Genomic DNA, 12400 nt, shown 5'->3' on the forward strand with positions numbered 1-12400 from the left:
GGCAACCAGGTACATGAATGCTAAAATTTCAGTGCCGAAATTCCTGTATTTTGTTGGAGAAAACTGCCTTGAGTCTCGATCGGGAATCAAAACTAGCTGTAACTCTGGGAGATCCGGCGGGAATTGGCCCGGAAGTGATTCTCAAGGCCTTGGCAGATCCCGCTGCTGGTTTGAGGGTAACAATTATAGGTTCTAGGAGAGTTTTGCAGCAAACTTACGATAAGTTGCGATCGAGCAATCCAGCAGCAAAAGCGGCAAATCCCGAAACATTAAATATTATTGATATCGAACCAGACAACAAGTGGGGCGAAATTGTCCCCGGTGTCGGGAGTGCAGCTAGCGGGGCGGCTAGCTTTGCTTACATGGAAAGTGCGATCGCCCGTACCATCGCCGGCGAATTCTCGGCCATTGTGACAGGCCCGATTTCCAAAACTTGCTGGCAGGCAGCCGGTTACAATTATCCCGGACAAACAGAACTCCTCGCAGAAAGGGCAAAATCGCAGCGGTTCGGAATGCTGTTTGCCGCCACATCTCCCCACAGTGGCTGGACGCTGGTAACTTTACTAGCTACCACACATATTTCCCTGCGTCAAGTCCCAGATGCGTTGAGTCCAGAATTATTGAGCGAAAAACTAGAATTGCTGGTAGAGTGTTTGCGGGAAGATTTTGGGCTAGAAAGACCGAAAATTGCGATTTCTGGCTTAAATCCTCACAGCGGAGAAAATGGCAAACTGGGAAATGAAGAGCAAGACTGGATGATACCTTGGTTGGAAACGCAGCGCGATCGCTTTCCTCAAGTGCAGTTAGACGGGCCAGTCCCCCCAGATACCCTGTGGGTAAAACCGGCTAAAGTTTGGTACGGTTTAGCCACAGAAGCTCACGACGGTTACTTGGCAATGTACCACGACCAGGGGTTGATTCCAGTAAAATTGATGGCTTTTGACAAAGCTGTCAACACTACAATTGGCTTGCCTTTTGTCCGCACATCTCCGGATCACGGCACAGCTTTTGATATTGTAGGTCAAGGGATTGCAGATGCCTCCAGCATGAAGGCAGCATTGCAGTTGGCGGCCCAGTTGGCTAGTCGCAGAACAGCAGTTAAAATAAGGCGATAGCTTTAGTACGCCTGACGCTTGGAAAAATTGTGTCATTCCTATTGATTTTCGCTGGGGTGAGGCGGCAAGCAAGCTGGTAATTTCCTTCGGTCGATAAAAATCACCTTTTGGTAGCGCAGTATGGCAGCATTTAATGATAATTCAGGCAAAATATATCAGTCAGAAAAAGAGGTTTCTGATGCAACTCTGGCAAGTTCTAAAGCTGGAGAGCAACTTCAGGAATTGCTAACTATACTGACTGAATTCCAGTTATTAAAGAAATCAAAAAAAGAACCAAGCGAGCTGAAGTTACCGCTTTCGGAAAAGTCTGTGCAGCGGTTGGAGGATGACGAAAATCGGCGCAAACAATTGTCTTTTCGGATCGAGTCACCGAGTATTGTACCCGAAGTATTAACTAACGATGAAGAGATCCCATCTCAAAGACGAGAAAACAATAATGAGGAACCCGATTTATCTATAGCCGCGAAGGTAGCCAAAAAAAATCGGCCGTCTGAGCAAGAATTAGAACAAGCAGTAGAGGAGTTTAAGCGGTTGCAACAATTGCTATTTGAAAGGGATTTGCCGGAATTTTACAGTAATGTTTTGAGCGTGGAACAAAGGTTAGAAAATTTTGAGAAACTGATGTCTCAACCAGAAGAGTTGATGGTTTTACTGAAACCGTTAATTCCTGAGTTAGTGAGAGAAGAATTAGAGGAGTTGAAGTCTGAATTAAAAAAGGCGATCGACCTCGCGAGCAATAATAAAATTAATCCGATTGAGTTGGAGGCAAAATTAGCAGATTGGGAAAATCAAATTGCTAACTTGAGCCAGCAGCCACTGCCGAATACAGAACACTTAATCCAACGGCTGATGCCAGTAGTGGGCGATCTGCTCAACCGTAAGGTAGAGGAGTCTAAGTTAGAGGTAGCTTCGGCGATCGCACCGACAGTCAATCAAGTAATTCACAATCAAAACGGACTTGAAGAACACGTAGTAAGAATTGAAGATAGAGTTGCAAATATTCAGCAGCGTTACCAGCAGCAACCGGAAGATTTAATCAAGCAGCTAGTACCAGTAGTTAGCGAATTGCTGAGCCGCAAAATTAGTGAATTAAAGTTAGAGGTTATAGCAACTGTCGCACCCTCAGTACAGGTAAGAATAGCTTGGGTAGAAATAGAAGAAAAAGTATTGAGCATCATCGAGCGTCGGCTGGCTACGCAACAGTCGCCAACTCAGAAGCCTGAAGAGATAATGGCGATGCTAATGCCGGCAATAACTGATTTGCTGAATCAGAAAATAGATGAATCAAAATTACAAGTAGCAGCGACGATCCAACCTTTGATAGAATCAGCAATTCTTCAAAGAGAAGTTCAAGGCAAATTGAGCGACGTAGAAAGTAGACTAAATAATCTTCAACGACAGCAAAAGACTCAGCCGGAAGATATAATGGCAAGGTTAATGCCGTTAATGATTGAGTCGCTGAACCGGAAAATCGAGGAGACAAAGTTAGAGGTGAGAGAGGCGATCGCACCTGGTGTCAACACTGCTATTCAAAACAGCGGTATTGCAGCACAAATATTAAATAATGAAAGTAAGATTGTCGAAGTTCAGCAGCAAGTTTTAGCTGAGATAGAAGGGTTGATGGCAAGAATAATGCCAGTGATTGTGGAAATGCTGTCTCGAAACATCGGGCAAGCAAAGCTAGAGATAGAATCTGCGATCGCCCCCGCTGTCGATGCCATCATTCAGAATAAAAGGATTGATCAAAGACTGGGGAAGATCGAACAACAGATTGTGGCGATCGAACACCGAATTTATGAATCGACAGACTTGTTTACAGATTTACTGAAACCTTTGATTGACGAGCTGATGGTTAGCCATCACGCTCAACTACAAAAGTCGGTAATCGAATCTATTTTACCATTGTTAGATGAAGTTGTAAGTTATAATTACAGACTCAACGATAAAGTAGGGGAACTCGATCGCAAAATTACTGATGCTGAATGGGGAGGCGATCGGGAAGAATTACTCGCCAGAATTAAAATCATGTTTCCCGAAATGATGATCCAAACCATTAATGAGTCGAGACAATCATTTGTCGAAACCATAGCTCCGATAATTGATGAAATAATTAATACCAAAACCAGAGAAAATCGACAATCGATGGGAGTAGCCATATCCCCGGCTCTGACTGTGGGAATCAGCCACAGAATGAGTGAATCGCCGGATGAAATTGCAATGGCGATCGCGCCGGAAATGGCCACCGCTATCAAACAGCAAATTCATCTCAAGCGAGAAGCAATGTCGGATGCGCTTTATCCGATTATCGGCAGCACGATTTTAAAATACATCGCCGAGATGATGCGGGAGATTAATGAAAAACTCGAAGCATCTTTAAGTCCACAGGCAATTAGTCGCAAAATTAAAGCCAAATTGCAGGGAATTTCTGAAGCAGAATTGCTGGTGAAAGAAACAACACCACTGAGTGTTAAAGCTGTCTTTTTAATTCAAGCAGGATCGGGGTTAGTAATTTCAGCAGTGCAGAAGTCTGAACGCGAACAGCTAGAATCAGACATGGTAGCGGGGATGCTGACTGCTATTCGCGCTTTTGTAAACGATTGTATATCTCAGTCGGGAAATATTGCAGAGATTGATGCTATAGAATACGGCACATCTACGATCGTACTGGAAGTGGCGGGTTCGTGTTATCTAGCAGTAGTGATGCAAGGAGAAACCCGCCAGTGGTTTAAGTATAAAATGCGAGCGATATTCAACAATATTGTTCAAGAATACGGAACTCAAATTCAGTCATTTAACGGCGATCTAGCAACTGTGCCACCCGAAGTAAACTCGAACTTGCAAAAATTAATCGATACAGAGGTAAAAGCTAAATCTCCTAAACTTCCAATTTTACCCATTATCGGTTTGGCAGCGTTAGGTTTAATTGGCGTACCTTGGGGAATTCATCAATACCGCAGCGGAGTTGAAGCGAGCTTAGAAGCAGATACGAATTTAGCATTACAATCTGCTCCAGAGTTATCGGTTTATCGTATCGCGGCAGATGTTAAAGATAAATTATTGGAGATTTCGGGACGAGTCCCGAATCAAAATCTGCGATTGAAAGCGGAAAAAATCGCTCAGCAAGCGGCTCCCCAATCAAGAATTGAAAATAAAATTATAGCCGTTGAAGTACCTCCTGATCCGGTTTTAGTAGAAGCCGATATCAAGCGGACAGCAGCTCTTTTGAATAAAGTAGAAAGCATTAATATCTCAGCTCGCTATGCAGAGGGAAAAGTCGCAGTTGCAGGCAGCGTGAGCAAAGTACCAGATGCTCAGAAAATAACTCAAGCTTTTGAGAAAATTCCGGGGGTGAAGTCGGTAACAAATACAGTGATAATAGGAACTCCACCGCCACCAAAGATAATAATGCCAGTTCGCGTGTATTTCGGTGCAGGCTCGGCAAGTTTGCAGGCGAAAGACGTAGCACAAAAGCTTAGCAAAGTCAAGGAATATATGGAGAAAAATAGCACGAAGAATTTAAGGATAGTTGGCTACAGCGATTTTAAAAGCACTCCGGCAGAAAATCAAAAGTTGGCACTGGAAAGGGCGACAAATGTGAAAAATATTTTGGTTAGACAAGGGATAAATGGCAACAGAATACAAGTTGCTTCTACTAAGGGTCGCCCCGAAGGTGTGGAGGCCAATCAACCGCTGTGGCTGAGCAGATTGGTAGTATTTGAGGTGATAAATTAAAATTGGGAATTGGTAATTGGGAATTGGGGGATAGGGCATAGGAAATTGGGCATTGGGCATTGGGCATTGTTAATGGGGAATTTTCCCTAATGACTAATGACTAATGACTTCTTTCTCTTATTTTAGAGTAACTGGCAAGAAGGTTAGGACATTTTTGATCGCTGAAAATATTGCTCTGACTGTATTTCCCTTGTTCCTTCTTCCTACTTCCATCGGACTGACATCCGTTACATCCGTTACACAATCCGTTGCCGAACTTCCTGACATCCGTTACATCCGTTATACAATCCGTTGCCGAACTTCCTTCTTCCTCTTAAATTAATCGAACTCGCCCGGAGGTAAAGGCTTGTATTCGATCGCCCGCCAAGCATACTAACAAGCGGCCGCATCCATCAATGCCGGCGGCTTCTCCGCAGATGGTTTCCGAGGAAAGTTCGATCGCCACCGGGCAGCCAATCAACGCATCGCGGCGGCGCAATTCCGGCAAAAGTAGCGCTAAACCGGACTTGGAGGCTGGCTTGTCTGTGGTAGAAAACATATCGGCTAGTTCGAGTAAATAGTGTCGCAGTCGATCGACCAAACACAGTTCATCTGGTATTTTACTAGCAATAGAATGCAAGCTTACCGCATTGCCGAGATCCCTTTCATCCAATCCCGCAGCCGCGAAATCTACGCAGCGGTTGAGTCCAATTCCCACAACCGCGCGAGTTTTGCCAGAAACATTGCCGTTGGTGGCTTCGCAGAGAATTCCGGCTAATTTGTGGCGATCGATCCAGACATCGTTTGGCCATTTCAGGCGCAGCATATCGCGACAGTCGGGAACCAAATCTTCGATCGCGTAAATCACGGCTAAACCCGCTGCTAAACTGAGTCCCGGCAACAGAGTGGGGTTGAGGTTGTCGAGTACAAAACTAACTGTCAAGACACCGGTTGGGGCGTGCCAGGTGCGCCCGTGTTGGCCGCGCCCGCTGGTTTGTCGCCTAGTAAATACTGCATCTCCGTGGTGGAGTTGGGCCGCGCGGGCGATCGCCCAACTGTTGGTACTCGGACAGGTATCCAAGGAGTGTAGCCAGTGATGGAGGTTTGGGCGATCGGGTTCTGTGGATGCGGGCACGGGAGTTAAGGGCAATTCAGACAAGGTTTGATTTGTAGTATTTGATATTTAAAAGCTGATTATCGCATTTTCCAGAAGTGCCACCTCGCGCGACGGCGAGAATTCAGAGAAATTGGTGTGTAGTACAGTTTCAGCATCAGATTTACCTTACGCCACAACATCATTTTAGCAGCAAAACTTTTGATTTATAAGGGTTTGGGGGAACGGAGAGGGTTGTTTGGAGCGATCAACACCCCTTTAAAAAACCCAATTTAAAAAAAAGTTGTATTACCCCCTTGACAGCCTTGTATTATGCAATGTAGTATAAATGTATGGCGAAGGGGAAAGAGCTTCAAAGTCTTACCCCACAAGCAACATGAACCTTGAAAACTGAATAGGAAGTTAATCGTGTCACATAATTGTGGACATTGGCGGTGTAGACTCCGGCAACAATAACCCGATCGGGTTGTAGTACGCGGAATCAACCGCCACCCCGTCCCAACTTGAGTAATTCAAGGACAGAAAATTGTTCATTTTCGTGGGGGTATAGCTCAACCGGTCAGAGCAGTCGCCTGTCGAGCGAAAGGTTGCGAGTTCAAGTCTCGTTACTCCCGTCAAAGTCCCGTAGGCAAAAGTCAAGCCGTCTCCCCCTCTGGCGTGAAGATTGCGAGTGCAAACCTCGTCGGGACTCCCAGGTTAGGTGGCTGAGTGGCTCAAAGCGTCGGTCTGCAAAACCGATTTTCGCGGGTTCAAATCCCGCCCTAACCTCTGTTCCCTATCAGAAATTAAAAATTAGAAATTAAAAGATTAAACTAACAGTCTTTTAATTGAAATTTTTAACTTTGAAAAAGAACGAAACGAAAGTGAAATTGCAGCGTAGCTTAATCGTAAAGCGCCAAGTTCATACCTTGGTCAATGCGGGTGCAAATCCCGCCGCTGCCACCAAAAGCAGGGATGGTGTAACTGGCAACACTCTGGTCTCCAAAACCACCATTCTGAGTTCAAATCTCAGTTCCTGTGCCAATTTATAGTGCTGTAGGCAAATGGTTTAAGCCGCTTGGTTTTCACCCAAGTGATTGCGGGTTCAACTCCCGTCAGCACTTCTCGTGGGTCGTTGGCAGAATGGTTTTGCAGCCGCCTTTTAAGCGGATGGATCGAGGTTCAATTCCTCGGCGACCTACCAAAATTTCTATCTTGGGTCGGCCCTCCTATTGGCGTAGGTAGCTGTCTGTAAAACAGTAGCTTAAAGCGTTGCTGGTTCAATTCCAGCCCGACCCATTTGTAACTGCATTTAATATGCAGTTGCAATCTTGAGAACGTGGTGTAGCCGGATAACATCTCAGTTAATAAAACTGAAGATTGAGGGTTCAAATCCCTCCGTTCTCGCTCGCTGAGGAGAGGTGGCCGAGTGGCTTAAGGCGCTTTCCTGCTAAGAAAGAGCGGTTTAACAGCCGTCGAGGGTTCAAATCCCTCCTTCTCCGTTTTCCCCCGATAACTCAGTTGGTAGAGCGCTTGTCTGAAGAGCAAGAGGTCGTCAGTTCGATACTGACTTGGGGGATTGCGTTGCCTTATAGCTCAATGGTAGAGCAAGCGGTTGTTAACCGCTAGGTTGTAGGTTCGAGTCCTACTGGGGCAGCCATTTTTTTAATTGCCGGGTAGACAAATTGCTAAAGTCGCCTATCTCTGAAATAGGAGTTTCTGTAGGTTCAAAGCCTACCCCGGCACCCAATTATTGGGAAGTCGCCTAATCGGTATGGCACCGCTCTTTGAAAGCGGCAAAATGCAGGTTCGATCCCTGCCTTCCCAGTTCTGCTATTACCCAAGCAGATCAATTACACTCCTGTAGCCCAATTGGCAGAGGCCGCAATTTCAAAAATTGTGTTGTGTGAGTTCAAATCTCACCAGGAGTACCAAATTTTTAACTAAGTTTCTACTTGCTCCTGTGGCGGAATTGGCAGACGCGGCAGACTTAAAATCTGTTTTATTTTGAGTGTGAGTTCGAGTCTCACTAGGAGCATGAACGGGATGTAATTCAGCGGCCAGAAGCCATGCTTTGGGAGCATGGAGTCGTTGGTTCAAATCCAACCATCCCGACTTTACCCCTGTGATGTAATTGGAAAACATCACTCGCTCAGAACGAGTGTTTTTTGCAGGTTCGAGGCCTGTCAGGGGTATGAGGTTTTATTCAATCTCAAATCTCAAATCTCAAATCTCAAATCGGTTTTGCCCCTGTAGCCCAATCGGTAGAGGCGCTAGATTTAGGATCTAGTTAGTGTTGGTTCGATGCCAGTCAGGGGTATTTGGTGACATCGCGGGTGAAGTAGCCTGGGTAGGCTTGGAGGTCTCATAAGCCTCTTAATAGCAGGTTCAACTCCTGCCCCCGCCACCAAAAATGCAGGTGTGATGTAATTGGCAACATGAGGCTCTTGTAAAGCTTTCTTGCGAGTTCAAATCTCACCATCTGCTTGGCGCGCTGGTGTAGCTCAATTAGGCAGAGCAACTGATTTGTAATCAGTCGGTTGTAGGTTCAATTCCTATCACCAGCCCCACAATTGCGGATATGGTGTAACGGTAGCATTCGAGTCTTCCAAACTCTAGGCACGAGTTCGAGCCTCGTTATCCGCTTGGCTAAACGAGAGGTTTTTTCAATCCAAAATCTCAAATTTCCAATCTAAAATCGGTTTGCGGGTGTGATGTAAAGGTTAGCATCTGAGTATGCCATTCTCAGCGCATGGGTTCGAGTCCCATCATCCGCTTTTGTAGTCCTGAGCTTCGATGTTAGAGCGTTTGCCTTACAAGCAGACGCGGGGTAATCTCCTGTCAGGACTACCAATATGGGAGTGTAGCTCAATGGATAGAGCGCCGCGCTTCGGACGCGGATGTTGTGGGTTCAAGTCCTGCCACTCTCGTTGTTTTTACTTTAATTTAAGGAGGTTGATTCCATTGAATGGATAATTTTTTATATTAAGAGCGATCGCCCTTTGCGTTTCCCAATCTTTGGAGCCTACATACTTTAGTACGAGAGGAAAGGTAACGCTGTCAAAATTAGCGGGCGTTTGAGAACGAGGAGTGCGATGAACCCGGCAGGTTGGCTTAAAGGTAGCCATCCTTTAAAGAGTGTGTAATAACTCATCGGCGGAGTCCCTCTAGTAACTGAGAAAACGCAATGCTCTGATAACTTGCACGTCAAAGTGCGTGAAGTGCAGCTATCCCGTAGGGAATCACGCATTAACAAAAAACATGGGAGCGTAACTCAACTGGATAGAGTGTCGAGCTTCTACCTCGAATGTTGTGGGTTCAAGTCCTACCGCTCCTGCTGTCTGGGGTTCGTAGCTTAATTGGTAAAGCATCTAACTGGCTGTTAGAAAGATATCGGTTCAAATCCGAGCGCAATCCACCACACCAATTTTAGATTTTAGATTTTAGATTTACTCCACAGGTGAATCTTTTACGCGGGGTCATAGCTCAATTGGTAGAGCGCTTGCTTTGCACGCAAGAGGCCAGGAGTTCGATTCTTTTTGACTCCACTTGTGGTGTCTGAAGTCGCTTTTAGATTTTAGATTTTAGATTTTAGATTTACTCCAGAGGTGAATCTTTTACACGGGGTCATAGCTCAATTGGTAGAGCGCTTGCTTTGCACGCAAGAGGTTAGGAGTTCGATTCTCCTTGGCTCCACTTGTGGTGTCTGAAGCCAAAGCGGTCGCGGCGCTGGTTTGTGGAACCAGTAATAGCGGGTTCAATTCCCGTCAGACACCCCTTGGAAGATGCCGCTAAATGGTTGGCAACCAGTCTTGAAAACTGGGGTACAGGTAACTGTAAGGGTTCGATTCCTTCATCTTCCTTTTAACCACCGGAAGTCGAAAAGCGAGACACCGTGCTGATAACGCGGCGATAGGAGGGGCAGTACCTCCTCGGTGGATTTCTTATGATTTTATATAAATTATGGAGGATGAGGATTAATTATTTTCACGAGATTTACTATCATACAGCGAGCAAAATTATGGGGAGGTCGCCTAAGTGGAATGGCACCGTAAAAACTTTGGAAAAGCGGCTCCCAAAAGGACGATCGGGTTTGTTGAGTAGGGTAAAAAGTTGCTTGGCGACGTTCCCTGAAAATGCAAACTGGCAGCGGGTTGCGGAGGCACTGAAAGGAATTAACAGTCCGAGATGGGGGCAGTTCTCATCTGCTTGCGGGCAGTAAGGAAGCGCGTTTCCTGAAAGTTGCTGTCGATCGATGCGGGTTCGAGCCCCGTCCTCTCCATTCAAGGTTCAAGTCCAAATCGAAGAGTTTCAACCCGTGCCCTAACAGTTAAAGCATACATACTCGGCTGTTAACCGATTAAAACCAATGCTTTACGCACTTGCACGGGTTGAACCTCAGAACCTCAGTTGTTCTTGAGGTCTAAATCGCGATCGTAGCTGCCGATCGGCCGCAGTCTGGTCATCAACTGCTTCAGCAAGAAGCCGTTGCTGTTCCAAGCGGTATAAGGAGTAGCCCCTTGTCCGTTCAGGCACAAGGTTTGTCGGGCTTTGTTGTGGCAGATATTTGCCAACAGGCTGACGACTGACACTAAGCCGAGTTCATCGACAAGGGCTTCGAGTTCATCTTGGGTCACAAGCACACCTCCAGGGTTGACTATTTTCCTGAAGGATAGCACAATGGGGAAAGAGAGGGTACTAAATGGGGCTAGTCAGGGGTAAGTTTATCGTCAATCAGCTTATATTCGTTGATAGTTGCCAGGAGCATCAGTTTAGACATGGATATTCCTGACTCGTCAGACAGCTTCTTCAGCTTTTGATGGATTCGGTTGGGCATTGTAACTTTTATGGTTTTGGAACCTTCCTCTTGTTCAGGCATTAGCAGCAGTCATATTTAGTTGACACCAGCTTATCTCCTTTTGAGTACCGATCGCACCTTGCTGCGATCGTCTGTAGAGATGCGGGCGCAGCGCGATAAAATGGCTGCTGCTGCGAAACTGGGCGCTAACAAATAAAAAGGTCGATCGCAAATCTCTAACCAAGGGAGCGATCGGATATATTAGTTACATTCAGAAGCACCCAGTAACCACACAACTTAATAAAAAAGGTGAAATATGCGAAAATTAAAATATTGTGTTATACTATTCTAGATGCGGGAGTATAGCTCAGTTGGTTAGAGCAGGTGACTCTTAATCTCAAGGTCGAAGGTTCAAGTCCTTCTACTCCCATCCCCAATAACATACGACTCACAAGGCTTTGAGACTTTAAACTGTCTCTAGTTTGTCGTTTTCCACTCATTTTGCGCTCACGATAGCAGCCAATGGCGGTAGCGGTTGGATTACTGTGAGTGTTTGCGTGGTCGGATTTTTAATGTGAATCGACCCGCCCGATCGATAAAAGTGCGATCGCCCAAGCTATTTTTAAACTGAATAACAACAGGAAATGGTGATTAGCTATGATGGCAAATCTCTCGGTGCGCTGCTATGCAGGCGATCGCGATTTAGATGCGATCGCACATTTAATCAATACTTGCGAAGAAGTCGATCGGCTGGATCAAGGCACTTCAATCTCCGAATTACAACAAGAATTTAACGAACCTTCCCTAGATGTAGCGCGCGATATCCGCCTTTGGGAAGATGCGGAGGGAAAATTAATCGGTTTTGCTCAGTTGTCGGTTTCTGAACCGGGGGAAGTCATAGACGGTTGGCTGTCGTTTCGGGTCCGCCCCGACGCGCGATCGGGCGACGTGGAAGCAGCCGCGATCGCCTGGGGTGAAGTGCGGATGCGCGAGGTGTCTGCGATGCGGAGCGCGCCCGTGAAGCTGCGATCTTGGGCTCGCGCTGAGGATTGCGATCGCATTTCTGTGCTCGCAAGTTGCGGTTTCAGGGCCGATCGCTATTTTTTCCGCATGGCGCGATCGCTCTGTGAACAAATCCCAGAACCGCAATTTCCCGAAGGTTTCTTGCTGCGTCAAGTCTCCTGCGAACAGGATGCGGAAGCTTGGGTAGAAATGTTCAACCAGTCGTTTATCGACCACTGGAACCACCACGATTTTACAGTAGAGAAATCCAATTACTATTCAACTCTACCCAATTATAGAAACGAGCTAGATTCGATCGCTGTTGCAGCAGACGGCACTTTTGCCGCTTTTTGCTACTGCGAAATTAACCCCGATGAAAACGATCGCACCGGCAGAAACGAAGGCTGGATTTGTGTTCTCGGTACGCGGCGTGGCTTCCGCAAAATTGGATTGGGACGAGCAATGTTGCTGGCTGGTTTGCATCGACTCAAAGCTGCCGGTGTCGAGACTGCTATTCTCGGCGTCGATGCTGAAAATTCCTGCGGTGCGCTGCGGCTTTACGAATCAGTAGGCTTTCACAATATTCGCAAGAGCATTTCTTATGTTAAGCTGTTCGACATCTAAACTGCATTAACTAAGTTACCTTTATTTTTTATTTTTCGGTTCCATTTTATAATTAGT

The 12400-nt window shown here is 46.2% G+C and carries 7 protein-coding genes and 29 tRNA genes; 32 read left to right on the forward strand and 4 right to left on the reverse strand.

Annotation, left to right across the window (positions count from 1 at the left end; translation table 11 throughout):
• Positions 1-17: 17 nt before the first annotated feature.
• Positions 18-1115, forward strand: coding sequence for a 4-hydroxythreonine-4-phosphate dehydrogenase PdxA (gene pdxA / locus QUB37_RS20405; RefSeq protein ID WP_333165491.1), 1098 nt, complete (start codon positions 18-20; stop codon positions 1113-1115).
• Positions 1116-1235: 120 nt separating this feature from the next.
• Positions 1236-4847, forward strand: coding sequence for an OmpA family protein (locus tag QUB37_RS20410; protein WP_333165493.1), 3612 nt, complete (start codon positions 1236-1238; stop codon positions 4845-4847).
• Positions 4848-4964: 117 nt separating this feature from the next.
• Here the strand turns inward: QUB37_RS20410 and QUB37_RS20415 are convergent, their stop codons facing one another.
• Both QUB37_RS20415 and QUB37_RS20420 read right to left on the reverse strand, forming a co-directional pair.
• Entirely contained in the window at positions 4965-5114 is a 150-nt protein-coding gene (locus QUB37_RS20415) for a hypothetical protein (RefSeq protein WP_333165494.1), read from the reverse strand.
• A gap of 46 nt (positions 5115-5160) precedes the next feature.
• Entirely contained in the window at positions 5161-5985 is an 825-nt protein-coding gene (locus QUB37_RS20420) for a biotin--[acetyl-CoA-carboxylase] ligase (RefSeq protein ID WP_333165496.1), read from the reverse strand.
• A gap of 495 nt (positions 5986-6480) precedes the next feature.
• Here QUB37_RS20420 and QUB37_RS20425 point away from each other — a divergent pair.
• From QUB37_RS20425 to QUB37_RS20560, 28 genes are all read left to right on the forward strand, one after another.
• Positions 6481-6554, forward strand: a tRNA-Asp gene (locus tag QUB37_RS20425).
• Between the two features lie 80 nt (positions 6555-6634).
• Positions 6635-6708 (forward strand) — tRNA-Cys (locus QUB37_RS20430).
• A gap of 102 nt (positions 6709-6810) precedes the next feature.
• Positions 6811-6885, forward strand: a tRNA-Met gene (locus QUB37_RS20435).
• A 3-nt stretch (positions 6886-6888) separates the two neighbouring features.
• Positions 6889-6963 (forward strand) — tRNA-Trp (locus tag QUB37_RS20440).
• A 6-nt stretch (positions 6964-6969) separates the two neighbouring features.
• Positions 6970-7043 (forward strand) — tRNA-Glu (locus tag QUB37_RS20445).
• A gap of 5 nt (positions 7044-7048) precedes the next feature.
• Positions 7049-7123 (forward strand) — tRNA-Lys (locus QUB37_RS20450).
• 13 nt (positions 7124-7136) lie between these two features.
• Positions 7137-7218: transfer RNA gene (locus QUB37_RS20455), tRNA-Tyr, on the forward strand.
• A 34-nt stretch (positions 7219-7252) separates the two neighbouring features.
• Positions 7253-7326, forward strand: a tRNA-Tyr gene (locus QUB37_RS20460).
• Between the two features lie 8 nt (positions 7327-7334).
• A tRNA-Ser gene (locus QUB37_RS20465) sits at positions 7335-7421 on the forward strand.
• Positions 7422-7425: 4 nt separating this feature from the next.
• A tRNA-Phe gene (locus QUB37_RS20470) sits at positions 7426-7498 on the forward strand.
• Positions 7499-7504: 6 nt separating this feature from the next.
• A tRNA-Asn gene (locus QUB37_RS20475) sits at positions 7505-7579 on the forward strand.
• 10 nt (positions 7580-7589) lie between these two features.
• Positions 7590-7668, forward strand: a tRNA-Gln gene (locus QUB37_RS20480).
• Positions 7669-7673: 5 nt separating this feature from the next.
• Positions 7674-7747 (forward strand) — tRNA-Gln (locus QUB37_RS20485).
• Between the two features lie 29 nt (positions 7748-7776).
• Positions 7777-7853: transfer RNA gene (locus QUB37_RS20490), tRNA-Leu, on the forward strand.
• A gap of 23 nt (positions 7854-7876) precedes the next feature.
• Positions 7877-7957 (forward strand) — tRNA-Leu (locus QUB37_RS20495).
• 4 nt (positions 7958-7961) lie between these two features.
• Positions 7962-8034: transfer RNA gene (locus QUB37_RS20500), tRNA-Pro, on the forward strand.
• 131 nt (positions 8035-8165) lie between these two features.
• Positions 8166-8239 (forward strand) — tRNA-Leu (locus QUB37_RS20505).
• Positions 8240-8334: 95 nt separating this feature from the next.
• Positions 8335-8406 (forward strand) — tRNA-Thr (locus QUB37_RS20510).
• A gap of 6 nt (positions 8407-8412) precedes the next feature.
• Positions 8413-8489: transfer RNA gene (locus QUB37_RS20515), tRNA-Thr, on the forward strand.
• A 5-nt stretch (positions 8490-8494) separates the two neighbouring features.
• A tRNA-Gly gene (locus QUB37_RS20520) sits at positions 8495-8565 on the forward strand.
• 59 nt (positions 8566-8624) lie between these two features.
• A tRNA-Gly gene (locus tag QUB37_RS20525) sits at positions 8625-8696 on the forward strand.
• A gap of 80 nt (positions 8697-8776) precedes the next feature.
• A tRNA-Arg gene (locus QUB37_RS20530) sits at positions 8777-8849 on the forward strand.
• Between the two features lie 333 nt (positions 8850-9182).
• Positions 9183-9256, forward strand: a tRNA-Arg gene (locus tag QUB37_RS20535).
• A gap of 7 nt (positions 9257-9263) precedes the next feature.
• Positions 9264-9340 (forward strand) — tRNA-Ala (locus QUB37_RS20540).
• 54 nt (positions 9341-9394) lie between these two features.
• Positions 9395-9467: transfer RNA gene (locus QUB37_RS20545), tRNA-Ala, on the forward strand.
• 75 nt (positions 9468-9542) lie between these two features.
• Positions 9543-9615: transfer RNA gene (locus QUB37_RS20550), tRNA-Ala, on the forward strand.
• Positions 9616-9621: 6 nt separating this feature from the next.
• Positions 9622-9695, forward strand: a tRNA-His gene (locus QUB37_RS20555).
• Between the two features lie 4 nt (positions 9696-9699).
• Positions 9700-9782 (forward strand) — tRNA-Ser (locus QUB37_RS20560).
• 543 nt (positions 9783-10325) lie between these two features.
• On the opposite strand, the gene QUB37_RS20565 is transcribed toward QUB37_RS20560, so the two are convergent.
• Positions 10326-10556, reverse strand: a complete 231-nt coding sequence (locus QUB37_RS20565; RefSeq protein ID WP_333165499.1) for a hypothetical protein — start codon at positions 10554-10556, stop codon at positions 10326-10328.
• Between the two features lie 71 nt (positions 10557-10627).
• The gene (locus tag QUB37_RS20570) at positions 10628-10798 is read right to left on the reverse strand and encodes a hypothetical protein (protein WP_332954368.1); all 171 of its coding nucleotides are present in this window, start codon (positions 10796-10798) and stop codon (positions 10628-10630) included.
• Between the two features lie 275 nt (positions 10799-11073).
• On the opposite strand from QUB37_RS20570, the gene QUB37_RS20575 reads away from it, so the two are divergent.
• Both QUB37_RS20575 and QUB37_RS20580 read left to right on the forward strand, forming a co-directional pair.
• Positions 11074-11147, forward strand: a tRNA-Lys gene (locus tag QUB37_RS20575).
• Between the two features lie 227 nt (positions 11148-11374).
• Positions 11375-12343, forward strand: coding sequence for a GNAT family N-acetyltransferase (locus tag QUB37_RS20580; protein ID WP_333165502.1), 969 nt, complete (start codon positions 11375-11377; stop codon positions 12341-12343).
• Positions 12344-12400: the final 57 nt, after the last annotated feature.

Source organism: Microcoleus sp. AT3-A2 (assembly GCF_036705685.1).
In the GTDB taxonomy this organism is placed as follows: domain Bacteria; phylum Cyanobacteriota; class Cyanobacteriia; order Cyanobacteriales; family Microcoleaceae; genus Microcoleus.